Genomic DNA, 24,796 nt, shown 5'->3' on the forward strand with positions numbered 1-24,796 from the left:
TCAGCTCTCCGCCGCGGGCGGGGCGGGGGCGCTGGCCAGGAAGCGGGAGTAGCCTTCGATTTTGGCCCGCAACCGCTGCGCCAGGTAGGCGTTGCCGGCCTGTAGCTCGCTCAGAATAAGCTCGGATTCCTGTTGGTAGGCCCGCTTTTTTGCGTCGTCCCAGTAGTAAGGCGGGTGGGCCAGGTTGGCAATGCGGTCGGCCAGCTTCACGGCCCAGACCTCCCGGGGCTGCTGCCGGATGCGGCGCAGGCTGTCGCGCATCTGCTCCCGCCGGTCGGCAATGCCCGCGTCCTTGGTCAGGGCCAGCACGCCGCGGGCAACCGGCTCCCCGAACGCGGCGGCCACGTTTGCATAGGTGCAGGGCGTGTCTTCGAGTACATCGTGCAGGATGGCGCAGGTCAGGGCCAATTCCGCGTTCAGCCCGGGGCCCTGCGCCAGGGCCTGCAGCACTTCAAAAGCCACGCTGCCGATGTGGTCCAAGTACTCGATCTGCTCCCCTGCGGCCGGCCCGCCGTAGGTTTGCCCGCGGTGCAGCCGGGATGCCAGCTCCCAGGCCCGCTGAATGGTATCGATTGACCAGGGCTGGTTCATGGGTAAGGGGTTAGGCCGGAGCCGTGGACTCGTGGGCGGGCGGCATGTAGTCGGCCAGCTGACGGGCGCTGGCATTGCCGCTGTGGGCGAAGGCCGCCGCCAGGGCGCGTTGCTCGGCGGGCGTGCGGTTCTGGCTGAGCTTGTACTTGGCCTGCAGATCCGTGGCCGTTAGCTCAAACGCCACGATGGCGCCGAGCATGCGCTGCTGGTAGTCGGGCGCCAGGGCCTGCCACTGCGGCAGATACTCCGGCTCGTTGGCCTGAATCAGGTCTTCCAGCACCTGCCGCCGGGCGCTTTCGGTTTCCAGCAGCTGCGCCGAGCCGTAGGCGTGCACGGCGATGTAGTTCCAGGTGGGCACGTTCTGGGTTTGCTCGTAGTGGCGCGGCGACACGTAGGCGTGCGGCTCGCTGAAGATGACCAGCGCGGGCCCGGCCGTTAGCTCGCGCCACTGCGGGTTGGCCCGGGCCAGGTGCGCCGTCAGCACCACCTGCCCGGCCGCCGACAAGCGTGCCGTAAACGGCAGCTGCGTGGCTACCGGCAAGCCGCTAGCGGCCGTTACCAGCGTGGCAAAGCTGTGGCGCTGCATAAAGTCCACGAGTACCGTCGGCTCCTCGGGGCCCTGAAAATGCCTGGGAATGTACATGATGCGCTGGAAATCGGGTTGGGGCGGATGGCCAGGCCGGGGAGAGGCAGGCTCCGCCGATGCGGCCCGGCGCGGGCCAAGATAAAGGCTCCCGGCATGATGCCGCCTGCGGCCCCATAGCGCGGGATATTCCGGGGGCGGGCCCGCCTCGTCGGCAGCCCATGAAAACGCCCCAGCCGGACCGCCCGGGCCCGGCCCTGCGGCCGGAGTACCCGAGCGGCCCCGGTTGGGGCGTGGCCGAGCGGGGCCGCTCGAAGTCAGGCAAATTCCACCCCGTAGCCGGCCGTGCGAGCCAGCAGCGCCGCCAGCACTTCGGCCGGGGGCGGGCCCTGCGGGGCTTGCAGCTGGGTGGGGGCCTCAGCGATGGGCGAGCTGAACTCCAGGAAGTAGTTGGCAAACTCGCCCGGCGTTATCAGGGTGAGCATGCGGGCCTGCGGCGTGAGAATGGTGAAGTGGTGGGCGACGTTGCGCGGGGCAAACACGGCCTGGCCGGCTTCGCCCGTCACCACCTCGTCGCCGACGGCGAACTGCACCCGGCCGTCGAGCACGTAGAAGGTTTCGTCTTCGCGGGTGTGGCGGTGGCGCGGCGGCTCGCTGCCCCGGGGCAGGGTGATGTCGAGCAGGGCGAAGCTGCCCCCGGTCTGCTCCGGCGAAATCAGCATTTGCAGATAGCCGCCCTGGTAGGCGCGCAGCGCGCTGGTGGGCGCAGAAATGAGTTGTTGTTCCATAACTAAGCAGGAAAAAGGGTTGGAGTGGGGCCCAGGCGCGGCCGCGGCGGAGCCGCTTCACCCCCCGGAGCGGCGCCCGGCCGCCCGCGCCCGGGCTAAATGGGTGGGTGCGCGGGAAATCAGCGGGACGGCCGGGTACTGCCCCGCTGATTTCCCGGTCGCTGCCAAAAGTGCTTCGCCCGGCGCCCCGTCGGAACCCCTTCCTGCCTGAGCCGGCGATAATGGCCACTGAAGCGCGCAAAGTCTGGCCTGGACTGCGGAAGGCCGGCTCAGCCGGCAAGACCCGGCCCGCTGCGCAACCCAGGGCCCAGGCTCAGCGCCCAAACTGCCCGCTTCAGGCGCCGATTTGCCCGCTCCGGTTGGAACCCGGTTGGCGGGCCGGCCGCCGCCGCGGACCTTCATAGCCAAACCAGGGCCCACCGCCGGCCCGGGCCAAACGCCGGGGCCGCGCCGCTGCCGGCGCCTGGTTATTGCCCCGCAGCCGGCCGCTATACTTCACGCCGGTCGGTGCGCCGCCGGCTTACCCGCTCATCGTCCATGCTTTTTTCTGCCCGCGCGGCGGTCCTCCTGCTGGCCGCCGGCCTGACCGCTCCGGCCGCCCAGGCCCAGCTGTCGGTAAACTTCACCATCAACACGGCTACCGGCCGCCAGCCCATCAGCCCGCTGATTTACGGCACCAACGAGCCCCTGCACAGCGCCGACCGCTACGGCTCCGTGCGCCTGGGCGGCAACCGCCTCACGGGCTACAACTGGGAAAACAACGCCTCCCACGCCGGCGCCGACTACAATTACCAGAACGACGACTTTCTGTGCCAGGGCCTGGGCCCGGGCGAGTGCGCCCTACCCGGCAAAGCCGTGTCGCGCTTCGTAGAAACGGCCCGTGCCCGCGGCCAGGCGCCCCTGGTTACGCTGCAGCTGGCCGGCTACGTGGCCGCCGACAAATCGGGCACCACCGTCACGCCGGGGCAGGTGGCGCCGTCGGCGCGCTGGAAGCAGGTGGTGTTTCGCAAGGGCAGCGCGTTTAGCCTGATGCCCAGCACCGCCGACGGTGTGGTGTACATGGACGAGCAGGTGAACTTCCTGACTCAGCAGCACGGCACCACCGCCAGCGGCACCGGCGTGGCGGGCTACTTTCTCGACAACGAGCCCGGCCTCTGGCCCGAGACGCACCCCGGCCTGCACCCGGATAAGCCCACTTCGCAGGAGCTCTGGACCAAAACCCGCGACCTGGCCCTGGCGGTGAAAGCCGTCGACCCCTCGGCCCTGATCTACGGCGGCGGGCTCTACGGCTTCGGCGACTACTTCAGCCTGCAGGACGCGCCCGACTACTACCCGGCCGTGGAGGCCGCCGGCTACGCGTGGTTTATCGATTACTACCTGGACAACCTGCGGCAGGCCTCGCAGGCCGCCGGCCGCCGCCTCATCGACGTGCTCGATGTGCACTGGTACCCCGAGGCCGTGGGCACGAACCGCATCATTGAGCCAGGGGCCAACACGGCCCTCGACCGGCAGGCCCGTCTGCAGGCCCCGCGCACGCTCTGGCAGCCCGGCTACCGCGAAAACAGCTGGATTGCCGACGAGCCCTACTTTCTCAACAACTACCTACCCATTCTGCCGCGGCTGCTGCAGTCCATCAACACCTACTTCCCCGGCACCAAGCTCAGCATCTCGGAGTACGCCTACGGGGGCAACGAGGACATTTCCGGCGGGCTGGCCCAGGCCGACGTGCTGGGCATCTTCGGCAAGTACGGCGTGTACAACGCCAACTGGTGGAAGGTCTACGACCCCGGCAATCCGAACGCGCCCGCCTCGTACATCTCCCCGGCCTTCCGGCTCTACACCAACTTCGACGGGGCCGGCAGCGCCTTCGGCAGTACCAGCGTGACGGCCACCACTTCCAACGTGGCCAGCACCTCGGTGTACGCGGCCATCGACGGCCCGAGCGAGCAGCGCCTGACGCTGGTGGTCATCAACAAAGCCAACCAGGCGGTAACGGGCAATTTCACGCTGAGCGGCGGCGCCAGCTACGCCACGGGCCGGGTGTGGAGCCTGGTGCAGGGCAGCCCGGCGCTGGTCAGCGGGCCGGCGGTGAGCGGACTCGCCGCCGGCCGCTTTACCTATACGCTGCCGGCCCTGTCGGCTACCGCCATCGAGCTGCGCCCGAGCGGGCCGCTGCCGGTAGCGCTGACCGCCTTCGACGCGGCGGCCGCGGGTGCGGGCGCGCAGCTGCGCTGGACCACAGCCACCGAGCGCAACGCCGCCTACTTCGCGGTGGAGCGCCGCAGTGGGCAGGACACCGCCTTCCGAGAGCTGGCCCGGGTGTCCGCCACCAACGGCGCCGGCACCCGCCATTATGCCTGGTACGACGCCGCGCCCCAGCCGGGACTCAACTACTACCGCCTGCAGCTGGTCGACCAGGACCGGACGCGCACCACCGGGCCGGTGCGCGCCGTGCGCGTAGCCCGCCCCGAGCCGGGCGCGTTTCGGGTGTACCCCACGCTGGTAGCGGCCGGGGAGCTGCGCTACGAGGTGCCGGCCGGGCTCACCACGGCCGCCGGCCGACTCGACGTGCTGACCCTGGCCGGCCAGCAACTGCGCAGCTTCTCCGTGCCCGCCGGTTCCCGCCACGGCGTGGTTGCCCTGCCCAACGTGCCGCCCGGCAGCTACCTGGCCCGCCTGACCACGGCCGCCGGCACCAGCACCCAGCGCTTCGTGGTGCTGGGAGTTAACTAAGCCCGGCCCCTCGCTACGAGGCGCGTAAACGATTTTCAACCTCTTGCCTTCTTTCCGCATGACCACAACTACCGTAGCCGAATCGAGCTGGGACGCTGCCCGGCAGCTGCTCACCACCCGCCTGAGCGGCGAGGCCGATCTGCCGGTGATTGAGCAGTGGTACCGCTCGCTGGGGGCCGCCCTGGCCGAAATTCCCGACCACGGCTGCTTTAAGATTCTGGTGGACCTGCACGGCTTCACGGCGGCCGACCTGATATCCCACAAGGCCTTCCGCAGCATGGTGCCGCTGACCCTGGCCTCGTACGGCTGGCAGGTGGGCTACGTGCAGCTGTTCGAGGACGAAGCCCGGCAGATAACCTACACCCACCGGCGCGGCATCCGCTGCGTGGGGGCCGCCCACTGCCACCACGATGCCACCAAAATCACCAATTACGAAGCCCGCTTCGGCCGGGCCCACGAGCGGTTTTTCACCGACCGCGCCCAGGCCGCCGCCTGGATTCGCCACCTGCCGGTAGCTGGCGGGCCCGATCCGGCCGGCCCCGCAGGATAGCCATCGGCCACGTTGGCCGCGGCCACGCCCCGGCGCCCGTCGTACCTGCACGACGGGCGCCGGGGCGCATGGGTGCCCGGAAACGGCGGGCCGGGCTACTCGGCGCAGTAGCGCTGGCGCAGCTCCCGCTCGTAGCGGCCATCGGCTATGGCCTTGTGGGCAAGGCGGCGCAGCAGGGGTTGCAGCAGGCCGGGCAGCCCGGGCAGGTTGATGTCTGACAGCTCCACAATCAACCCCAGCTGCCAGAGCTTGCGGGGCCGGCCGTGGCGCGTGAGTTGCCCGTCGGCGGCCAGGCCGTAAATGATCTGCAGGGTGTGCTCGAAGCCGGGTGAGCCGGGTCGGATCGTCACCCGAAACCGCGTGGGCTGGGAGCTGGCGTTGAAAAAGCGGTGTACCGCCCGGCGCGGGGCCACGGCCCGCTCGCCCGGCCGCAGCGTAACAATCTGGCGGCCGAGCTGCAGGTTGACTTCGCCTTCCAGGCACTCGAAGTGCTCGTCGAAAGTGCGGTGAAAGTGCGGGTCGTTGCCGCCGCCGGGCTTCAGCGTCACCTCCACCACGGTGTCGGGGCTGCCGGGCTCGTGGGCCAGCTTCACAAAGTGAACCACGTCGCCGATCAGGGGATTTTCCAGGGTGCGTTTCATCGAAAAAAGAGCTTGGGGCAAGAATGGGAGGGCCGAACCGGCGGCCGCGGGCGGGTCACGAATTCAGCGCCAGCACCTCGTGCACGATCTGCCAGCGGCCTTTTTCGTCGCGGCGCCAGATGCGCAGGAAGGCCCCGGCCCGGTTGTCGGCCCGGCCGTGGCCGTAGGTAAAGCCCAGGTCGCCGGAAGCGGCCACCCGCGCCCGGGCGTCGGAGTAGGCGACGGGTGCGTGCTGCTGCCCGGCGAAGGCGGCGGCCTGCGCCCCCACCTGGGGCGGAGCACCGTTGCGGTACAGCCGCGTGCCGGCGCCCGCGGCCAGGCTGCGTCCATAAGCCGCGCGCAGCGACTGGGCCGCGAGCTGCGCGAAGGCCTGCTCGGCCGCCAGCAGCTCGCGGCGACTGGCGGTGGTGTCGGCCGCCGCGGTGGCTTTGCGGGCAAACCGCGCTGGTACGGCCAGCGGCGCGGCGCTAACCTGATCGGGCCGCATTTCGGCGCCCACGTCGGCCAGCACCTGCCACTCGCCCGCCGGCGTGCGCTGCCACACGCTGGTGAAGTAGCCCGCGCCGGTGGCGCTGTCGGTGGCGGCTTTGGGGTGAAAGGTGAAGGGGCCGGTGGAGTAGCCGAAGTCGCCGGAAGCGGCAACGTCGGCGTGCACGGGCTGCCACAGCAGCAGGCCCGGCACCGCCGGGGCGCGCTCGTACAGGGGGCGGCCCAGCCGGTAGCGGCCGTTTACTACCACCAGCGCCTCGGGCGAAAGGAAGCGGCTGAAGCCGGCCTTGATGCCGTGCTGCCCAGTAAAGGCGGCAAACGCGCGTTCGGCCGCTACCAGGGCGTGGTAATCCTGGGCTACGGTAAGCGGGGTGTCGGGGCGGGAATAGGGCAGGGGCCGGGCGGCGCCCAGGCCGATGAGCAGGAAGGCCAGTGCTTTCATGGGGCAGGTGGAAGTGAGGCGCCGACGGGGAGCCGGCCGGCGCTGCGAAAGTGGCCGCGGCGCCGGCCGGCGGCAACGGCAAACCGCACGAAGCGGGCAAAACGGCGCCTGAGCCCGGCAGAACGGTAGCTTAGTCTGCCCCGGCCCCGGCCGGGGCGCCGCCGCCGGCGCCGGGGCGGGTGATGCGCGGATTTAGCCGGTTCAGCGCGGCTTTTTCCCCGGTCATCCGGTTGGGCCTGGCGCGCCGGCGGGCCCCGGCTTATCTTTGACAGTTCCGCCCCCGCCCCATGCTCTCAGCCCTTACCCGCCGGTGAAACCGCTAAACGACAAATGGATCCGCGTGGGCGGCATTGCCGTGCTGGTGCTCAGCGGGCTGTACTACCAGAAAGTCTTTACCCAGCTGCCCACCTGGGACGCGGCCCTGCTGCGCGACGCCGGGCTGAGCTGGCGCAGCCTGCCGCGTCTGTGGCAGGCCCTGCACTGGCCGGGCGGCCGCGTCATCCTCGAGTCGCTGCTACTCACCACCCTTTCGTGGGAAGCCTGCCGGGGCATTCTGCTGCTGTCGCGCCGCCTGTATCCCCACCTCGATCAGTCGCGCACGCGCCTGCTGCTGGCGCTATTGGTCTGCTGGGCGGCGGCCGCGCTGATTGACATCGTGGATATGCTGCTGGTCAACGCCACCGGCTTCCGGGCACCGTACTCCACGGCGAGCATCCTCAACGGCATTCCCGGCGGCCTGGCCACGGCCATGATTGTGGTGGGGGCGCAGGAGGCGCTCTACTACTTCAACCGCACCCTGCGGGCCGAGAAGGAAGCCGAGCAGCTCAAGAAGGAGCACCTGCAAACCCAGCTCGACAGCCTCAAGCAGCAGGTCAACCCGCATTTCCTGTTCAACTCCCTCAACACGCTTTCCTACCTCATCAGCGAGGACGCGCCCAAAGCCGAGGAGTTTCTCAACGAGATGTGCAAGGTTTACCGCCACCTGCTGCACAACAACGAGTACGAACTCACCAGCCTGGCCACGGAAATGCAGTTCATCAAATCCTACTTCCACCTGCTCAAAACGCGCTACGGCAACTGCCTGGGGCTGGACATGGCCATCGACGGCCGGTACGACAACCACCTGATTCCGTCCCTGACCCTGCAGCTGCTGGTGGAAAACGCCGTCAAGCACAACGTCATTCACCGGGACCACCCGCTGCGCATTGAAATTGCCACCCACGAACCCGGTTGGCTGACCGTTAAAAACAACCTGCAGCTGAAGGAGGAGGCCATTCCTTCGAGCAAAATAGGGCTGAACAATATCGTGAAAAAGTTTGCGCTGCTGCAGCAGCCCGCCGTGGTGATTCAGCAAACCGAGGCCGAATTCATTGTCCGCCTGCCCATCATTGCGGCCTGAGGTTGCACCTTTTTTCTCCCGCGGCACTATGCAAGTCCTGATTGTCGAAGACGAAGAAATGGCGGCCAAAAAGCTGGTCAAAACCCTGGCCGCGGCCGTGCCGGAGGCGCGCGTGGCCGGCACCACCGGCAGCATCGCCGAAACGGTGGCGTGGCTGCAGGCCAACCCGGCGCCCGAGCTGATTCTGATGGACATTGAGCTGGCCGACGGGCAGAGCTTTCGGGTGTTCGAGAAAACCGAGGTGACGAGCACCGTTATTTTCACCACTTCCTACGACGAGTACGCCATCAAGGCGTTCAAAGTCAACAGCGTGGATTACCTGCTCAAGCCCATTCAGCAAAGCGAGCTGCGCGCCGCCGTCGACAAATTCCAGCGCCTGCGCAGCCTTCACCAGGGCCCGCCCGAGCCGGGCTCCGCCGTCGATATTGCCAGCCTGATTACCTCCCTGCACAAGGCTCAGGGCAAGGAATACCGGCAGCGCTTCCTGGTGCACTACATGCAGAAGATGGTGTCGGTAACCCTGGCGGACATAGCCTACTTCTACAGCGACAACCGCCTGAGCCTGATTCGGACCCGGGACGGGCGCCGCATGGTGGTGGAGTACACCCTCGACGAGCTGGAGGACATGCTCGACCCGGCGCGGTTTTTCCGCGTCAGCCGGGCCTTCCTCGTATCGGTCGACTGCGTGGAGCACGTGGAGCAGTACTTCGGCAACCGCCTGGCCGTGCGCCTGCAGCCGGCCATCGACAAGGAGGTCATCGTGAGCCGCGAAAAAATCACGCCTTTCAAAGTGTGGCTGGGTAAGTAAGCCAGCCGCAACCGGGCACCCCCGCCGTCGGGCAGGGCTTTAGCCGAAGGGTCGCCCGGCGGCATCCGCAGCTAGGGGCCGGCCGGCACGCCGCTCGAAGCCGGGCCCAAAAAAAAGCGGGCGGCGGACAAGCTGCTGCTTATCCGCCGCCCGCGGGCGTGCCGAGCCGGGAGTTTATTGGTCCCGGAGCTTATTCGGTCACGATGGTGCCCTGCGCGTTGCCGCTGAAGGTGTTGACCGTGGCCGCGTCGGCGTTCAGGCTGGTGCCGAAGCCCACCACAATGCCGTAGCCGCCGCTGTTGCGGACTGTGCAGTTGCGCACCGTCACGCGCGAGGCGCTGGCCCCGTTGCCGTGCAGCACGAGGTTGCCCTTGTTGGTCGCCCCGAGGCGCTGGCCGCCGCCCCCGCTGAGGTCCACGTATTCCAGCACGTTCTGCGCGCTGGCCGCGAAGCTGTAGCCGATGCCGTCCCAGTGGCCCTGGTTGGGCTGCGTGCCGGTGATGGTAATGCGGTTGCTGGCCGTGCCGATGGCCGACAGGTAGCCGCTGCTGTTCACGTTGATGCTCGCGTTGGGGCCCAGCTGCAGCTGCACACCCGGGCTCAGCTTCAGGCCGCTGCTGATGCCCAGGTCGACGAGCAGGCGGTAGGGCGTGCCGTCGGTGAAGCTGGGCCAGACGGCTTCGGGCAGATTGCTCAGCGTGCCGTGGTTGATTTCCACTACGTCGCGGCCGTTGCTGCCGGTGAAGCGCGAGGCCGCGTCCAGCTTGCTCACGTGCTTGGCCGGCAGGTACAGACCGGCTTCGCTGTTGCTGCTGAAGGTGTTATGGGCGAATTCGCGCAGCAGGGAGCTGCTGCTCAGGTGCAGGCCGTAGCCGTCGGAGAAGCTGAACAAGCTGTTTTTGACGCCCAGCTGTCCGTTGGCGTTGACGGTCAGGCCGGCCTTCACGCTGGTGGGCGAGCTGCTGCCGGTGTGCAGCACTTCGGCGTAGCCGAGGCTGTTGGCGTTGCTGGCGGAGCTGATGAAGATGCCCTGCCAGAAGCCCTTGGTGGCCTGCTGGCCGATGAAGCGTACCTTTTGGGTGGCCGTGCCCTCGGCAATGAGGATGCCGCCGGTGTTGATGGTCAGGCGGGCGTCGCGGGCAAAACCGATGGTTACGCCGGGCATCACCACCAGCTCCGCGTTGACCACCACGCTCCCGTTGGCCAGGTAGTCGGGCACGTTCGGGTCGGTCACCAGGTCGGGCAGCACCGTGCGCTGGCCGATGGTGGCGTCGAGCACCGCCGTGGCGGCCGGCGACGCCACCACTGTTACCTCGGCCTTGGCGGTTTCCCCGCCGCCGTTCGACAGCGTCAGCTCGATTTTGTACTCGCCGGGCTTGTCGGGCACGAAGGTGGGGCGGGGCATGTCGGCAAGCAGAATAGCGGAGGCACTGCCGGCGGGGCGGCTGAGCAAAGCCCAGCGGAAGGTGAAGGGCCGGTTTTCGGTGTCGCGCGACTGCGTGCCGTCCAGCGTGACGGTAGTGCCCACGGGCGCGACCTGGTTGGTGCCGGCGTGGGCAATGAGGCGGTTGGCGCCCTGGCCCGTGCCCGGGCCGGGGTTCGGGTTGGGTTCGTTCTGGTCGTCTTGGCAGCCCGTAACGAGCAGGCAGGCAGCCAGGGCCGCAACCAGCAGGCGGTGTGTCAGCATCGGAAAAAGAAAAAGGAATGAAGGAAAATGCGGGGCTCAGCGCGCGGGCAGGGCCTCCAGTTCGCGCAGCAGTTCGGGTTCGATGGTTTCCGCTTCCGCAATGCGGTGAACAGCCCGCTGCACCGTCCCGCCGAAATTGCGGGCCGGGGAGAAGTAAGCCCCGCCGTAGTGCTCAAAGTTGATTTTTTTGGTGGCCAGCAGCCGCAGCAGATCCTGCATCTGCGGATGCTGAGTTACCACCGGCCGCGGGTCGTAGGTGTACTCGGGGCCCGATCCGCCCCGGCCCAGGTTGGCGCAGTGGGAATGCAGCACGTAGAGGTGCTGGCCGGGCGGCACTTCCACGGATATAAGATTGATGACAAGCCCATTCTGGGCCCTATTATCATCCGAAATGAACATCAGGCCCGGCGGCAGATCCAGCTTGATGGGTTGGCTGGTGGTGTTGTACAGGTTCAGGCACAGCATCACGGCGTCGCCGTTGCCCCAGTGGGCTTCGGTGCGCGGGTCTTCGACGCAGCCGTCGTAGGTGGGCCGGCCCAGCAGCACCAGGCCGGCGGGCCAGGTGAACGGGGTGCCCAGCGGCCGTTCGATAGATTGTCCATAACCCGGCTCAAAGTGCTTGGCGGGCTTGGGGGGCGCTTCTTTGGGACCAAACAGGTCGCAGCCCGTCAGGGTCAGGACGGCACTCAGCAGGCCCAGGAAAACAACGTGCTTCATCAGATGAGTTAAAAAGGTGGGCCCTGCCAGCAGGTCAGCGCAAGGGCAGGGCTGCCAGCTCACGGCGGGTTTGCTCGCTTATCGGCTCGTTGAAGGCAACTTTGGTAACGGCCCCAGCCACCGGGCCCGAGTAGGCCGCCACGGTCGAAAGCCGCTCGCCGCCGTAGTCCTCGAAGTTGATTTTCCTGGTTTCCAGCTGCCCGATCAGCTCTTGCAGGCCCGGGTGCTGGGTTACTAGCGGCTGGGCCTCGTAGGTCTGCCCGCCCGAAGGCGAGCGGGTGCCGCCGTTGGCGCAGTAGGTGTGCAGGCGGAAAAAGCGCTGCCCCGGCGGCACTTCGAAGGATATGCGGTTGACGATGATGCCGTTCTGCGTCTTCAAGGACTTGGCTATCCACATCAGCCCCGGCGGCAGGGTCACGTTGATGGGCTGGCTGGTGCTGTTGTACAGGTTCAGGCACAAGCTCACCATGCCCCCGTTGCCCAGGTTGCGCCGGTGCTGGTCGGCCTCCATCACGCAGTCGAGGTTGTCGTCGGCCGGCTCGCCGATGAGGGTGATGCCCGCCGGCCAGGTGAAGGCAGTACCCACGGGGCGCTCCTGCGAGGGGCCGAAGCCCGGCTCGTAGTGCTCTTCGGGCTCGGGTGCGGGCTCGTTGCCGCCGAAGAGCTTGCAGCCCGACACGGCCAGGGCCACGCTCAGCAACCCGAGCAGCAGACGGGGTTTGAGGAAATTCAGCATAACTCGTACGCCGGGAAAATGCCCCCGGGGCTTATTCGGTGTATTCCAGAAACAGCACGTTGGTCGAGCTCCACTGCCCTTCGCGGCCGTAGAAGTCCAGCGTGGCGGCCCCATCGGCGGTGTAGGCCCCGTCGACGCGGCTGCGCACCTTGAGCGGGCGCCCCTGGTAGCGGGCCGTGATGCGGTAGCGCCCGATGGGCAGATCGGCAATGGTGCCGGTAGTCAGGTCCACGCGACGGGTAAGCACAGTGCCGGTGGAGCCGTCAACCAACGGGCCGACCGGCTTGAAGGTGAAATCCACGTTTTCGCGGTCCTGGATGCCGGACATGAGGTCCGGATGCACATCGACCCAGCCCCCGTGCAGGGCACCGGGCGGGTCGGATTTGGGGCCGGTGATTTTCCAGGTAAAATCCCGGACTACGGCATCCTCTTCGGTGAAAGCCGCCATGCTGCTGGGTTCCAGGTCGAAGCGGTAGACGCGGCCGTTGTAGGGGCGGTTGTACTCGGCAATGGCCCGCCAACTGCCCCGCGTCACCCGGATGCGGTACATCCCGTTGGCATCGGTAGTGCCTTCCAGGTGGGTGTTGAAGAAGGCCGTGTTGTCCAGCAGTACCGTGATACCCGGCAGAGGCCGGCCCTGGGTATCGACCACCTTGCCGGTGGCGTAGCCGGGCCCGGCCGGGCTGGGTTTGGGGTCGGAGGAGCAGCCGGTGGCGAGGGCCAGCACCAGCAGCCCGGCTCCCGTAAAAAGCCGCCGCAGCGGCCACTGGCGAAAATTCGTCATCATGCGAGCAAGTCGGGAAGAAGGTGAAGGGCACCGCCAGCGGCACAGTATCCTGGGGCAGGCCAGCAGGAGCAGGGCTTCGCCGCGGCCGGCGCCCCCCACGTTGGGCGCAGAAAAGAGGAAGCGGTTCGGGCGGTCCGGCAAGTCCCGCCGCGGCGAAACGTGGTTGAAAGTTCGGCCACCGCCCGGGCGGCCTCAACCGGGTTCTGCCTGAAGCGGCGAATTCGGCGCCCCAAGCCGGCATTTCGCTGCTTTAACCCGCGGCCGCTGACGGGCCGGGTAGGAGCGGGGCGCGGGGTGCGGCTGAGGCGAACAAATGGCGGGTTGAGGCGCGGGTTTGCGCGGTTCGTCCGGTTTCTGCTGGGGTTAGCGGGGCGGGCGGCGGAATCTTGGCGGGATAAGCGGCGCCGTGGCTCTGGCCAGCGGGCCGCGGCACGCCTTTTTCCTTCCCGCCATGAACAGACTTTATGCTACCGGGCTCAGCCTCGCCCTGCTGTGCGCCGCCGTGCTAACGGCGCCGGCCCAGACCATCCGCCGCGTCAACAACAGCGGCGCGACGGGCGCCAACCTCTACGCCACCGCGCAGGCGGCCCACGACGCGGCCGTGCCCGGCGACGTGATTCACCTCGAGCAGTCGTCCAACGACTACGGCGCGCTGACCTGCACCAAGAACGTGCGCATCGTGGGGCCGGGCTACTTTCTCGACCGCACGCCCGGTCTGCAAGCCAATACCGCAACGGCCCGCCTGGGCAACCTCAACTTCGACCCCGGCAGCGACGGTGCCTCGATTACCGGCGTCACGGTCAACGGTGCCATCTCGGTGGCAGCCAGCAACATCCGCATCGAGCGCAACCGCGTGGATGGCGGCATTTACCTGGGCGGCAGCCTGAGCACGGCCATGTATAACACCTACATCCGGCAGAACTACGTGTCGGGCATTGTCAAAATCAACAGCGGGGCGCAGTGCTACGACATTCTGATTGCCAACAACCTGGTGTACAACGGCGGCGTCACCCTGCAAAGCAACGTGAGCGGCGAGTACCGCCACAACGTAATTGTCAACGGCAGCTCGGCCCTGCTGAAGGATTTCGTGGTGCAGAACAACTACTTCACCGGCAGCAACGTGTTCACCAACTGCACCGTGTCGCACAACCTAAGTTCGGGCAACAGCCTGCCGGCCGGCAACAACAACCAACTGAACGTGCCCGCCACGGCGGTATTTGAGCTGACGCCGGGCGCAGTTTACGACGCCCACTACCAGCTGAAAAGCGGCCCCAACCCGGCCCGCGGCACCGGCACCGGCGGCAGCGACATCGGGGCGTTCGGCGGGGCCGCGCCCTACGTGCTTTCGGGCATTCCGGCTGTGCCCAGCATCTACGAGTACAACCACGTGCTCAGCGGCACGCAGCTGCAGGTGACGCTGAGCACCCGCGCCAACAACTAGCCCGGCCATGCTGCACGCTCTTCGTTTGCTGCCGGGCGGCCCCCAGCTGGCGCAGCTGTGCGCCCTGCTGGCCCTGTGGCTGCTGGGCGCCGGCCCGGCCCCGGCCCAGACCATCACTCAGGCCGAGTACTTTTTCGGCGCCGACCCCGGCTATGGGCAGGGCACGCCCATTCCGGTAACGGCGCCCGCCCCGGCGCTGCGCAACCTCACGTTCACAGCCAACGTGGCCGGGCTCAGCGCGGGCTTTCACCAACTAGCGGTTCGCTCGCGCGACGCGGCCGGTAGCTGGAGCCTGCCCACACTGCGCAGTTTCTACTACGAGGCCGCCGCGCCCGCCGCGCCCAACGTTACCCGCGTGGAGTATTTCATCGATACTGACCCGGGCTTCGGCAACGGCACCGGCGTGCCGCTTACGCCCGCGCCGGTACTGACAACTGCCGCCTTCACGGCCGACGTGAGCGGCCTGGGCGCGGGCTTTCACCGGCTCTGCATCCGCTCGCGCGACGCGGCCGGGCGCTGGAGCCTGACGGCGGTGCGCAGCTTTTACTACGAGCCGGCCCTGGCCGCCGTGCCCAACGTTACCCGCGTCGAATACTTCATTGATACCGACCCCGGCTTCGGCAACGGCATTAGCGTGCCCGTCGTGCCCGGCCCGGACCTGGCCCGCTGGACTTTCTCGGTCGACGTGGGCGCGCTGGCCAACGGGCCGCACCGGCTGCTGCTGCGCGCCCGCGACGCGGCCGGCCGCTGGAGCCTGGTGCAAACCCGTGAGTTTGAGAAAACCGATTGCAGCTTCTCGGCCAACTACGCCGCCGGGCTGCCCGCGGGCAGCTACGCGCAGTCGCCGGGTTTGCCTTCGGCGCAGCTGGCCTTCAACTCGGCAGCGGGCAGCGGCCAGGGCACGCTGGTCAGCGATAACACCTTCATTCAGGCCGACTTCGGCAGCCCACGCAGCGTAAGCGAGCTGCGCCTGGCCCTGCAGGCCCAGGCCGCGGTCGAGCTGCGGGTGGAAATGCAGACCTCGGCCGACCTCAGCGCCTGGACCACCGCGGCCACCTACACCGTGCCGCTCGACGGCGGGCAGGTGTACCTGCTGGCGCGGGCGCTGCCGACGCCGGCCGCGAACGTGCGCGGCGTGCGAATTCAGTTCCAGTCGGCGCTGGGGCCGCTCACCAGCCCCATCCTGGTCAACGGCGCGGGCGTCTTCCTGGCCGGCTGCCCGCCCACCATCAGCAGCTTCACGCCCACGGGCGGGGCGGCCGGCACCAGCGTAGTCGTTACGGGCACCAACCTGACGGGCGCTACCGGCATCACCTTCGGCGGCGCCGCGGCGACGGGCTTCGCGGTTAATGGCGCGGGCACCCAGCTCACGGTGGCCGCGCCGGCCGGCGGCTCTACCGGCCCGATCTGCGTGACTACGCCGGCCGGCTCGGCCTGCTCGGCCAGCAGCTACACCTACCCGCCGGCCGCTCCCAGCCTGGCACTGACCTCCGCCGGTCCGCAGCAGATCTGCGCCGGCAACCCGCTGGGGCTGAGCTTTGCGGTGGGTGGTGCCGGTCTGCCCCCGGCCTCTACCATCACGGCCCAGCTCTCCGATGCCGGCGGCTCGTTTACCAGCCCCACCGTTATCGGGTCCACGGCTTTCGGCGGCGTCGGTACGGGCGTGGTGCAGGTGACCGTGCCCGCTTCGGCGGTGGCGGGCAGCCAGTACCGGGTGCGCCTCGTGAGCCCCAACCCAGTGCTGACCAGCAACGAAAGCGGGCTGTGGACCATCATCAGCCTGGCGGGCGTCACGGCCGCGTCGAACTCGCCGGTGCAGGCGGGCGCCACCATTCAGCTCACGGCCGGCGGGGTGCCCGCCGGCGCGGTCCTGCAGTGGAGCGGGCCGAACGGCTTTGCCTCGGCGCAGCCCAGCCCGCAGATTCCGAATGCCACGACCACGGCCGCCGGCACCTACACGCTGACGGTGAGCCAGGCAGGCTGCTCGGTGCAGCGGACCCTGAGCGTTTCAGTGGTGCAAAACCTGCTTTACACCGGTCAGTTCGCGGGTACGTTCTGCCCCGGCAGCAGCCTGAGCGTGCCCTATACCACCCAGGGTACCTTCGCCACCCCGACGGATATTTCGGCTTACCTGTTCGATGCCGCCGGGCCGCCCAATAATGGCACTATCATCGGAACCGTGCCCAATGTGAGCGGCACCAACCTGAGCGGCAGCATTCCGGCCACCATTCCGCTGAACGCCCGGCCCGGCCGCCGGTACCGCATCGTACTCATGGCTACGGATGGCAGCTTTGAAGTTGTGAACGACAACGGCAGCGACCTGACCATACAGGGCCGCTTTACCTGGACGGGCGGTACTTCGTCGGACTGGTTTGACGCGCGCAACTGGTCGTGTGGGCAGGTGCCCACGCGCAGCAGCACCGCCACCATTGCCAGCGGGCCGTTTCAGCCGGTGGTTACCGGCAGCGGGGCCGAGGTGGAAACCCTCAGCATCGAGCCCGGGGCAGCCCTGCAGGTTGTTTCCGCGCTGCGCCTGTACGGGAACGTATCCAACTACGGCACCTGGAGCGGGGCGGGGCAAACCATCTTCGCCGGCAGCGGCACGCACACCATCAGCGGACCCGTGCCGCTGCAACTGGGCGGAGTCGTCATCAATGCCGGGGCCACCCTGCGCCTGACGCAGCACCTGCACGTGGCGGGCAACTGGGTCAACAACGGCGTGTTTGATGCGGCCACCAACACCGTCGTGTTCAACGGCACCACGCCCCAGACCGTAGCCGGCACGGGGCAGCTTCGCTTCAACGGCCTGACGGTGCAGAACACCGCCGGCCTGAGCGTCGACGGCCCGGTGTACCTGCGGGGCAATCTGATGAACAACGGGCGTCTCATCACCGGCAGCCACCCGTGGTACTGCGTAGGTACCGCGGCTCAGACGCTGGGCGGCACCACGGCCACACCCATCCGCTTCCACGATTTGTTGATCCAAAACCCGGCGGGCGTGACGCTCACCAGTGCCTACGGCGTCAGCCACGTGCTCACCCTGACCTCGGGCAACCTGGCCTCGAACGGCCACCTGACGCTGCATTCCAGCGCCACGGGCACGGCCATGGTGGTGAACCCGGCCGGCGGCGGCGTAGTAACCGGCCGCGCCACCATGGAGCGCTTCATCACGGGCGCGGGCAGCAGCGGCTACCGCCACTACGCCTCGCCCATGCAGCTGGGCTCGGCCACCGTCAGCGAGTTTGCCGACGATTTGCCGCGCCTGGAGCTGAACCCGGCCTACAACACCCAGGGCAACACGGTGAGTCCCTTCCCGACCTTCTTCCAGTACGAGGAAAGCCGGTTGAACGCGGCAGCCAACGGGTTTGATCAGGGCTGGATGGTGCCCACGGCTGCCGACAACCTGCAGCCCGGCCGCGGCTATTCGGCCCAAACGGCTCCGACGACGACCGTCGACGTGAGCGGCCTGCTGCAGAACGGAACGCTCACCGTGCCGCTCACGCGGGGCGGGCAGGCGGGCTCGGGCTGGAACCTGCTGGGCAACCCCTACCCGGCCCCCATCGACTGGGACCTGGTGCCCGCCAGCCCGGGAGTGGACAAGGCGCTCTACGTATTTGCTCCCTCGGGGCCGTACACCGGCGCCTACCAGAGCTACGTCAACGGCATCGGCCAGAACGGCGGCTCGAAGGATGTGGCCGCCATGCAGGGCTTCTTCGTGCGCGCCACCGCAGCTTCGGCCACGCTTTCGCTGAGTAACGCCGTGCGCCACACCAGCTACCTGAGCCCGACTTTCAACCGCGCGGGCGCGGGCACCACCACCAAGCCCCTGGTTCGCCTGGAGGCACGCAACGCCCAGGGCCAGGCCGACGAGGCGGTGCTCTACTTCGAGCCCCAAGCCGGCCAGATCTACCAGCCGGGCTTCGACGCCTACAAGGTGCAGCTCAACGGCTCGGGCCGGCCCAGCCTCTGGAGCCAGGCCGGCAACGACGCGCTCAGCATCAACGGCCTGCCCGACCTGGCCACGGCCGGGGTGGTGCCGCTGGGTGTGCGCGTGAGCCAAGCCGGCCAGCACACGCTGGTGCTCACGGCGCAGCACCTGCCGGCCGGCACCCAGATAATGCTGGAAGACCGCCTGCTCGGCCGGCAACAGAACCTGGCGCTGGATTCGGTCTACCAGTTCACCATGCACCCCGACTCGGTGCGGCAGCGCTTCTACCTGTGGCTGCAGCCGCGCCTGACGGCCGCCGCAGTGGGGCAGTTGCAGGCCAGCGTGAGCCTATATCCCAACCCGACCGCGGGCGCGGTGACGCTCACGGTGGCCGGCCTGCGGGCGCCGGGCGCGGTGCCGGCCGAGGTGCTCAACTTCATCGGCCAGCAGGTGCGCACGCTCAGTCTGCCCGTGCGCCAGGGCCTCATCAGCCAGGAGCTGAACCTGCGCGAGCTGCCCGCCGGCGTGTATACCCTGCGCCTGCACACGGCCGAGGGCACGCTGGTACGCCGCCTGGTGAAACAGTAAGCCTCTCTTCCCATAGCAAAAGGGAACGTTAAACAACCCGTTGGGCATCCCGGCGGGCTGTTTGCTTTCCGGAGGGCCTTGGCTGCTGCCTCCGCCGGAAGCCGCCTCCCAGACCTTCCCCTGAACGCTCTGCCAATTGCCCAGAACGCCGGCACCGCTTTCGGGGCTTGCTGCCCGCGCTTCTCGGCACTTGCGGCCGGCCCGGCCCGGAAATGACCCGCCGCTGTCTCAACTCACCACTTCTAACCACTACGAACTCCATGAACCTTCCCGTCCTCGAGACCGAACGACTGCTGTTGCGCGGCCATCGGCCCGCTGATTTCGATGTGCTGCTGGCCATGTGGCAGCAGCCCGCTTTTTACCAGTACCTGAACGGTGCCGCCCTGCCCGAAGAAGAGGTGTGGAAGCGCATGCTGCGCAACGTTGGCCTCTGGGCGCTGCTGGGCTACGGCTACTGGGCCGTGGAGGAAAAAGCCAGCGGCACATTTATCGGGGCCGTGGGCCTGGCCGAGTGGCGGCGCGACATCAGCCCCTCACTCAGGGGCTTTCCCGAGGCCGGCTGGATTCTGGACCCCGCCTGCCACGGGCGCGGCTACGCCACCGAAGCGGTGCGGGCCAGTCTGGCCTGGGCCGATGCGCAGCCGTTGCCGCCGCGCACCGTGTGCCTGGTGCACGCCGACCACGCGGCCTCGCTGCGCGTAGCGGCTAAATGCGGCTACGCCGAGTTTGCCCGGACGCAGTACCACCAGCAACCCGTAGTGCTACTGGAGCGCTGTTCAACTACCGTTTGAGGCCTGCCCCGGCCGGGGCTTGGGTTGAGGTGGTCTACCGCGGTGCCGCCATGATTTTGGGTCTGGCTCGAATTTAAGCCCCCGGCCCAGCCGCTAGACGGCACGTGCTCAAACCAACAGACAGGCCCGCCGGCATGCCGGCGGGCCTGTCTGTTGAAACACGTATGGTTTAGGTTGTTGGGGAGCTATCTGCTACATGGCAGCTTTGGAAAACCGTTGCCAAGCTTCTTCAAAGCTCTGTTGTAACAAGGGCTGGGCCTTGAAATGCTCTTCAAAATACTGGGCCAGCATATTGTTGTCGGTCCAATAGCCACAGTTGTCGGCCCAGGGTAAGGCTACAATGGGGTTTCGCTGCCTGTCGAAGCCAATTTCCCTTTGGGGAATGCCCGTTTCAGTATCAACCTCAAGGTACCAATGCGCAACACCGTCGATTAGATGCTCGAAGTCAGGGTTGGCGGCTGGTAGAAGTGAAGATAGAATACTGCCAATTAGCTTCCAGAAGAGAACTTGCCAGTAAGGATCTGGCTCAGAAGGCTTGTCGATTGGGTTAGGGAACTGCAGATAACGATAAACCATAGCTCAATGTAGCTTCAATAATCATCAGGCAGCGGCTGATGAGACGCTAGCAATGCAAGGGCTTCTTCTCGACTCATGGCAGTGAAGTAATCGATTACCCAGCAGCTCCAGACGGAGCCCGGGGAGCCTCCCAAACCCTTTCCGGCAGCAAGGGCATGGGTTGGGAGGCTCCAAACCCTTCCCCAGGCGAAGTTTGCCGTTTGGGAGGCTCCCAAACCCCTCACCAGCCGAAGTAGTCGGTTTGCGGAGCTCCGCAAACCTGTCTCCGCACGTAGAAAGTCACTTGAGGAGCTCCACAAACCATTTTCCGCGTGCCGAAAGTCATTTGTGAAACTCGGCAAACCATTTTCCGCATGCGGAAAGTCATTTGTGAAACTCGGCACACCCGTTTCGGCCCCGAACCAGGCGGGGCAGTCCTGCGCCGGCCGGCGGCAACCCGCCAGACCTGGGCGGCGCACCAACCCAATGGCTGCCCGAGGCCCGGCAAAAGGGCTGATTTTGGCCGGGCGCCCCGCTGAAGGTCGGCCGCTGTCGCAGCGGGATGCCCGCCACGAAAAAAGCGGCGCCGGTTGCCCCGCGCCGCTTTGTCTGACTGCTGTAGGTTGGGTTAAGCCGCCGCGGCGGCCACAGCCTTTTTGCCCTGTTTCTTGCGCTCCTTTTTCAGGCGATTCAGCCACATGATGGTGCCGGTGACGGGGAAGGTGACGCCCAGGATGCAGGTGATGAGGGCCACGATTTTGGAGGGCGTGCCGTAGATGGCGCCGGTGTGCACGGGCTTGAAGGTGCGGCGCACGCGCTGGCCCAGGTTGCGGTCGTTGAAGCGGAGCTGGCCGAGCACCTGGCCCGAGTACTGGTCGAGGTACAGCTCGTCGGTGGCGCCCTCGTAGGCGGCGTTGGCCGAGGTGGTCATCACGCGCACGGCCTCGGTCGAGTCTTTGGGCAGCGAAACGGCGTAGGAGAGGGCGTCGGGCACCTGTTGCCGGGCCACGTTGAAGGCCTGGCTGTAGCCCAGCTTGCCACCCACCGCCAGGGTCGATTTGGGGGCTTCGGGACCTTTGGGGTCGGAGCTGGTAACGGCGAAGATGCCGTTGTTGAACCACTCAAACGACCAGGCCAGGCCGGTGAAGGCAAACACGAACAGGAACAGGGCCGAGTAGAAGCCCAGCACGATGTGCAGATCGTGGTTGAGGCGCTTCCAGCTCGCATCCCACTTTACCTTCAGGCGCTGCTTGAGCACCTTGCCGGTGGCCGGAATCCACAGCACCAGGCCCGTGAGGATGATGACCAAAAACAGCAAGGTGCTGGTGCCCACAATCCACTTGCCCACCGGGCCGCCCACCATACCGCGGTGCAGGGCCATCATGGTGTAGAAAAACGTGTCGCGGTAGTTGTAGGGGCCCACCACGGCGCCGGTGTAGGGGTTCACAAAGTAGGTGGGGCCGCGCCCGCCTTCGCCGCCGCCTTTCCCGCCCTTGCCGCCTTTCTCGCCCTTGCCGCCCGGCTCACCCTTGCCTTCGGCGCGGGCGTTTTCGCCGCCCGCACGGGCTTGGTCGCCCCGCTGGCCCTTGCCGCCTTCTTTCCCGCCTTCCTTGCCGGGGCCACCGGCCAGGCTCACCTCGGCGGTGCGCAGCGGGTCGGCGTAGATTTTCAGGCCGGTAACCTTGGATTTGGGCGGCGCCACGGCCTGCACGGCGGCTACCAGTTGCTCGGGCGTGAGGCGCTGCGGGGCGGCGTGGGCCACAAAGTACCGCTCGGGGTGCAGGCTTTGCTCCAGCTCCTTCTCGAACACGAGCACGGCGCCGGTAAAGCACACCACGGCAATAATCAGCCCGGCGGCGAGACTGAGGTAGAGGTGAATGTTACGCAGGAAAATCTTCATGACGGAAGCCGGAGGGGCTGGTATGCCAAACCCACCGGACCCGGCAGAAGGCCTGGGCGCCGGTGGGCAGGGCGGCAGCGAAAAAGGGTAGGGGTTAGGTTAGAGCTTGTAGGTGAGCGTGGCCGAGTAATTGCGCGGCGCGATGGGGTTCACGCTGTTGTCGTCGTGCAGGTTGTAGCTCAGCTCGTCGAGGAGGTTGGCCAGCTTCACCCGCAAAGCAAACCGCTGGTAGCTGTAGCCCAGCGAGGCGTCGAACAGGGTGTAGTTGGGAATTGAGATGAGCTTGTAGGTGTCGGGGGTAACGTTGCCCTGGGCGTCGCGCAGGATACGGGGGTTGCGGCCGGCCAGCTTGTCGCCCACGTAGTAGCCGGTTACGCCGGCGGTCAGGCCCTTCAGCGCGCTGTTTTCGAAGGTGTAGAACAAGCTCAGGTTGGCGGTGTGGGCGGGGTTGTAGCGCAGGCGGCTGTTGTTTTCGTAGAGGCTGCTCTTGGTGTAGGCCGTGTGGTTGTAGCTGTAGCCGGCAATGAGCGAGATGCCCAGGTAGGGCTTGCTCTGCACATCAACCTCCACACCCTTGCTGGTTACCTGGCCGGCCAGCTCCTGGGCCGTGGGGCGGTTCTTGTTGAAGGCCGGGTTTTCGAGGCCGGGGGCCAGGAACTGCTGGATGGTCTGCGCCTGGTTATTGTTGACGATGTGGTAGGCCGTCACGTTGGCCGAGAGCACGCCGTTGAACAGGTCGTTTTTCACGCCCACCTCAACCTGGTCGATGATGGAGGCCGGCAGCGGGGCGCCGTTGACGTCGATGCCGCTGTTGGGGGCGAAGGAGTTGGCGTAGGAGGCAAACAGCGAGGTGTTCTTCACCGGCTGGAACACCAAACCCAGGCGGGGCGAGAAGGCGTTGTCGAAGCGGCGGTTCTGGTCGAACTTACCCGTGGCGAAGGTGTACACGTCGCTGGGGGTTTCCTGGTAGCTCCAGCGCAGGCCGGCCAGCATCTTCAGCTTCTCGGTGATGGTCACCAGATCCTGCACGTAGAAGCCGGCGCGGCGGGTGCTGCCCTTGGTGAGCTGGTTGCGCTTGAGGTCATCGAAGCCATTCACCGCCCCGGCGGGGCGCGTCAGCTCGCGGCTGGGGTCCAGCACGTTGATGTTGTCGTAGGCGGCGGCCGTGTAGCTCAGGTTGTTGGTCAGGTACTGGTCGGCGTCGGCACCCACCAGCAGGGTGTGGCCCAGGAAGCCGGTGTGGAACGAGCCGGTCAGGTCGAGCTGAGCCAGGAAGTAGTTCTCGGAGTTTTCGCTGCGCTGCAGGTTACGCGTCCAGTTGCCGCGCAGGGCCGGGTTGGTTTTGCCGTTGTTGATGCCGATGGGGCGGGCGCCGCTGCGCTGCTCCACGTCGTAGCGCTGGAAGCCAGTGACGGCGCGCACCTGCCAGGTGTCGTTGAGGCGGCTGGTGAGGGTAGCCGTGGCGCTGGTCTGGCGGGCGGCGTTGTTGGCGCCGGCCACGTTCAGGAAGCGCGTGCGCGACTCCAGGATTTCGTAGTCGATGGCGCCGATGCCGAAGTCGGGCGTGCGGTTGTCGCGCAGGTAGTCGCCTTCCACCACCAGGTCGGTCTTGGGCGTGAGCTTGAAGAGTAGCGAAGGATTCACGTAGAAGCGGTCCGACTCCACTCCGTCGCGGAAGCTGTTGCCCTGCTCGTAGGTGGTGTTGAGGCGGTAGGCCACCTTGTCGCTCTTGCCCACGGCGCCGTACACGTCCACCATCGGCTTCCAGAAGCCGAACGAGCCGGTGCGGATGCCCACCGAGCCACCCTGCTCAAACTTGGGCTTCTTGGTGACCAGGTTCAGCACCCCGCCGGCGGCCACGTTGCCGTACAGGATAGCGGCGCTGCCCTTGAGCACTTCCAGGTTTTCCAGCGACGAAGCTTCGGGCATGATGCCGTTGTTGAAGCGCACCCCGTTCTTAAAGGTGTTGTTCGAGCCGTAGGCGAAGCCGCGGCTGCCCAGCTCTTCCTGCGTGCCGCCGGTGGCCGCCATCACGTACAGGCCCGGCGTGTTCACGATGGCATCGCTCAGGCGCAGCACCTGCTGCTGCTCCAGGGTCTCCTGGTTCACGGTGAGCACGGCCTGGGGCAAATCCAGAGGCCGCACCGGCATCTTGCCCACGCTGGTCGGGCGCTGGTTGATGGTGCGCGTTTCGGTGATTTTCACCTCCGAGAGCTGCTGCGAGCTTTTCACCAGGGTAATGGCGGGCAGGCTGGTGGTGCCCTTGGCAGCCACTTCCACCTCGATTTCCTGGGTTAGGTAGCCCAGGTAGGCCACGGCCAGCGTCTGCTTGCCGGCCGGCACCTTCAGGCGAAACGAGCCGTCGGTGTTGGTGCTGGTGCCGATGGTGCTGCCCTTTACCATCACCGAAACCTGCTCGGCCTGCTGCCCGTCGGCCAGGAGTACGCGGCCGACTACCAGTCCACCCGCCAGCGGATTGTTCGTGGTCGGAGTGTCGCCCGAATGGCGGAGGCGCAGCCCGGCGGCTTGTACGGGAGTGGCCAGGGGAGCAAGGGTCAGGAGCAGGAGCGGAAGGGTGCGGCGCATCGAGTTATTTAGACTCATTCAAAATTTATGCAAAGCAACGGTCTGTTTAGATTCAA

The 24,796-nt window shown here is 67.0% G+C and carries 19 protein-coding genes; 7 read left to right on the forward strand and 12 right to left on the reverse strand.

What is annotated here, in order from left to right:
• From ACE191_RS02065 to ACE191_RS02075, 3 genes are all read right to left on the reverse strand, one after another.
• Window positions 1-591 (reverse strand): HD domain-containing protein, encoded by a 591-nt coding sequence (locus ACE191_RS02065; protein ID WP_400190517.1) that lies wholly within the window; start codon window positions 589-591, stop codon window positions 1-3.
• A 10-nt stretch (window positions 592-601) separates the two neighbouring features.
• Complete coding sequence (locus ACE191_RS02070) at window positions 602-1,234, reverse strand: FMN-binding negative transcriptional regulator (protein ID WP_400190518.1); 633 nt, start codon at window positions 1,232-1,234, stop codon at window positions 602-604.
• 257 nt (window positions 1,235-1,491) lie between these two features.
• Entirely contained in the window at window positions 1,492-1,962 is a 471-nt protein-coding gene (locus ACE191_RS02075; protein ID WP_400190519.1) for a cupin domain-containing protein, read from the reverse strand.
• A 537-nt stretch (window positions 1,963-2,499) separates the two neighbouring features.
• On the opposite strand from ACE191_RS02075, the gene ACE191_RS02080 reads away from it, so the two are divergent.
• Together ACE191_RS02080 and ACE191_RS02085 are read left to right on the forward strand one after the other, a co-directional pair.
• A complete protein-coding gene (locus ACE191_RS02080; protein WP_400190520.1) occupies window positions 2,500-4,695 on the forward strand; it encodes a glycoside hydrolase family 44 protein in 2,196 nt (731 codons plus the stop codon).
• A 58-nt stretch (window positions 4,696-4,753) separates the two neighbouring features.
• Window positions 4,754-5,245: a hypothetical protein gene (locus tag ACE191_RS02085; protein ID WP_400190521.1), complete on the forward strand. Its 492-nt coding sequence runs from the start codon at window positions 4,754-4,756 to the stop codon at window positions 5,243-5,245.
• A gap of 95 nt (window positions 5,246-5,340) precedes the next feature.
• Here ACE191_RS02085 and ACE191_RS02090 read toward each other — a convergent pair whose 3' ends face one another.
• Together ACE191_RS02090 and ACE191_RS02095 are read right to left on the reverse strand one after the other, a co-directional pair.
• Entirely contained in the window at window positions 5,341-5,886 is a 546-nt protein-coding gene (locus tag ACE191_RS02090) for a cupin domain-containing protein (protein ID WP_400190522.1), read from the reverse strand.
• 55 nt (window positions 5,887-5,941) lie between these two features.
• On the reverse strand, window positions 5,942-6,817 hold the full coding sequence (locus ACE191_RS02095; RefSeq protein ID WP_400190523.1) for a nuclear transport factor 2 family protein: 876 nt from the start codon (window positions 6,815-6,817) through the stop codon (window positions 5,942-5,944).
• 310 nt (window positions 6,818-7,127) lie between these two features.
• Between ACE191_RS02095 and ACE191_RS02100 the strand changes: the two genes are divergently transcribed.
• Window positions 7,128-8,216: a sensor histidine kinase gene (locus tag ACE191_RS02100; protein WP_400190524.1), complete on the forward strand. Its 1,089-nt coding sequence runs from the start codon at window positions 7,128-7,130 to the stop codon at window positions 8,214-8,216.
• Window positions 8,217-8,244: 28 nt separating this feature from the next.
• Window positions 8,245-9,024, forward strand: coding sequence for a LytR/AlgR family response regulator transcription factor (locus ACE191_RS02105; protein ID WP_400190525.1), 780 nt, complete (start codon window positions 8,245-8,247; stop codon window positions 9,022-9,024).
• 190 nt (window positions 9,025-9,214) lie between these two features.
• Here the strand turns inward: ACE191_RS02105 and ACE191_RS02110 are convergent, their stop codons facing one another.
• From ACE191_RS02110 to ACE191_RS02125, 4 genes are read right to left on the reverse strand one after another with little or no spacing between them, the layout of a single operon-like run.
• On the reverse strand, window positions 9,215-10,711 hold the full coding sequence (locus ACE191_RS02110) for a PKD domain-containing protein (protein ID WP_400190526.1): 1,497 nt from the start codon (window positions 10,709-10,711) through the stop codon (window positions 9,215-9,217).
• A gap of 36 nt (window positions 10,712-10,747) precedes the next feature.
• Entirely contained in the window at window positions 10,748-11,428 is a 681-nt protein-coding gene (locus ACE191_RS02115; protein ID WP_400190527.1) for a hypothetical protein, read from the reverse strand.
• A gap of 34 nt (window positions 11,429-11,462) precedes the next feature.
• Window positions 11,463-12,164 (reverse strand): hypothetical protein, encoded by a 702-nt coding sequence (locus tag ACE191_RS02120; protein WP_400190528.1) that lies wholly within the window; start codon window positions 12,162-12,164, stop codon window positions 11,463-11,465.
• A 31-nt stretch (window positions 12,165-12,195) separates the two neighbouring features.
• The gene (locus ACE191_RS02125; protein ID WP_400190529.1) at window positions 12,196-12,951 is read right to left on the reverse strand and encodes a carboxypeptidase-like regulatory domain-containing protein; all 756 of its coding nucleotides are present in this window, start codon (window positions 12,949-12,951) and stop codon (window positions 12,196-12,198) included.
• A gap of 451 nt (window positions 12,952-13,402) precedes the next feature.
• Here ACE191_RS02125 and ACE191_RS02130 point away from each other — a divergent pair, with 451 nt between their 5' ends.
• The 3 genes from ACE191_RS02130 (at window position 13,403) to ACE191_RS02140 (ending at window position 19,699) form a co-directional block, all read left to right on the forward strand.
• A complete protein-coding gene (locus ACE191_RS02130; protein ID WP_400190530.1) occupies window positions 13,403-14,392 on the forward strand; it encodes a hypothetical protein in 990 nt (329 codons plus the stop codon).
• Window positions 14,393-14,399: 7 nt separating this feature from the next.
• Window positions 14,400-18,908, forward strand: a complete 4,509-nt coding sequence (locus tag ACE191_RS02135; protein ID WP_400190531.1) for a T9SS type A sorting domain-containing protein — start codon at window positions 14,400-14,402, stop codon at window positions 18,906-18,908.
• A gap of 260 nt (window positions 18,909-19,168) precedes the next feature.
• Window positions 19,169-19,699 (forward strand): GNAT family N-acetyltransferase, encoded by a 531-nt coding sequence (locus tag ACE191_RS02140; RefSeq protein ID WP_400190532.1) that lies wholly within the window; start codon window positions 19,169-19,171, stop codon window positions 19,697-19,699.
• A gap of 192 nt (window positions 19,700-19,891) precedes the next feature.
• Here ACE191_RS02140 and ACE191_RS02145 read toward each other — a convergent pair whose 3' ends face one another.
• The 3 genes from ACE191_RS02145 to ACE191_RS02155 all read right to left on the reverse strand — a co-directional run bounded on the left by ACE191_RS02145 (window position 19,892) and on the right by ACE191_RS02155 (window position 24,740).
• Window positions 19,892-20,275 carry a hypothetical protein gene (locus tag ACE191_RS02145; RefSeq protein WP_400190533.1) on the reverse strand — a complete coding sequence of 128 codons (384 nt, stop codon included), beginning with the start codon at window positions 20,273-20,275 and terminating at the stop codon, window positions 19,892-19,894.
• A 607-nt stretch (window positions 20,276-20,882) separates the two neighbouring features.
• Complete coding sequence (locus tag ACE191_RS02150) at window positions 20,883-22,154, reverse strand: PepSY-associated TM helix domain-containing protein (protein ID WP_400190534.1); 1,272 nt, start codon at window positions 22,152-22,154, stop codon at window positions 20,883-20,885.
• A 99-nt stretch (window positions 22,155-22,253) separates the two neighbouring features.
• Window positions 22,254-24,740: a TonB-dependent siderophore receptor gene (locus ACE191_RS02155; protein ID WP_400190535.1), complete on the reverse strand. Its 2,487-nt coding sequence runs from the start codon at window positions 24,738-24,740 to the stop codon at window positions 22,254-22,256.
• Between the last annotated feature and the right edge of the window lie 56 nt (window positions 24,741-24,796).

The sequence above is a fragment of the Hymenobacter sp. B81 genome (assembly GCF_044628455.1).
GTDB lineage: Bacteria > Bacteroidota > Bacteroidia > Cytophagales > Hymenobacteraceae > Solirubrum.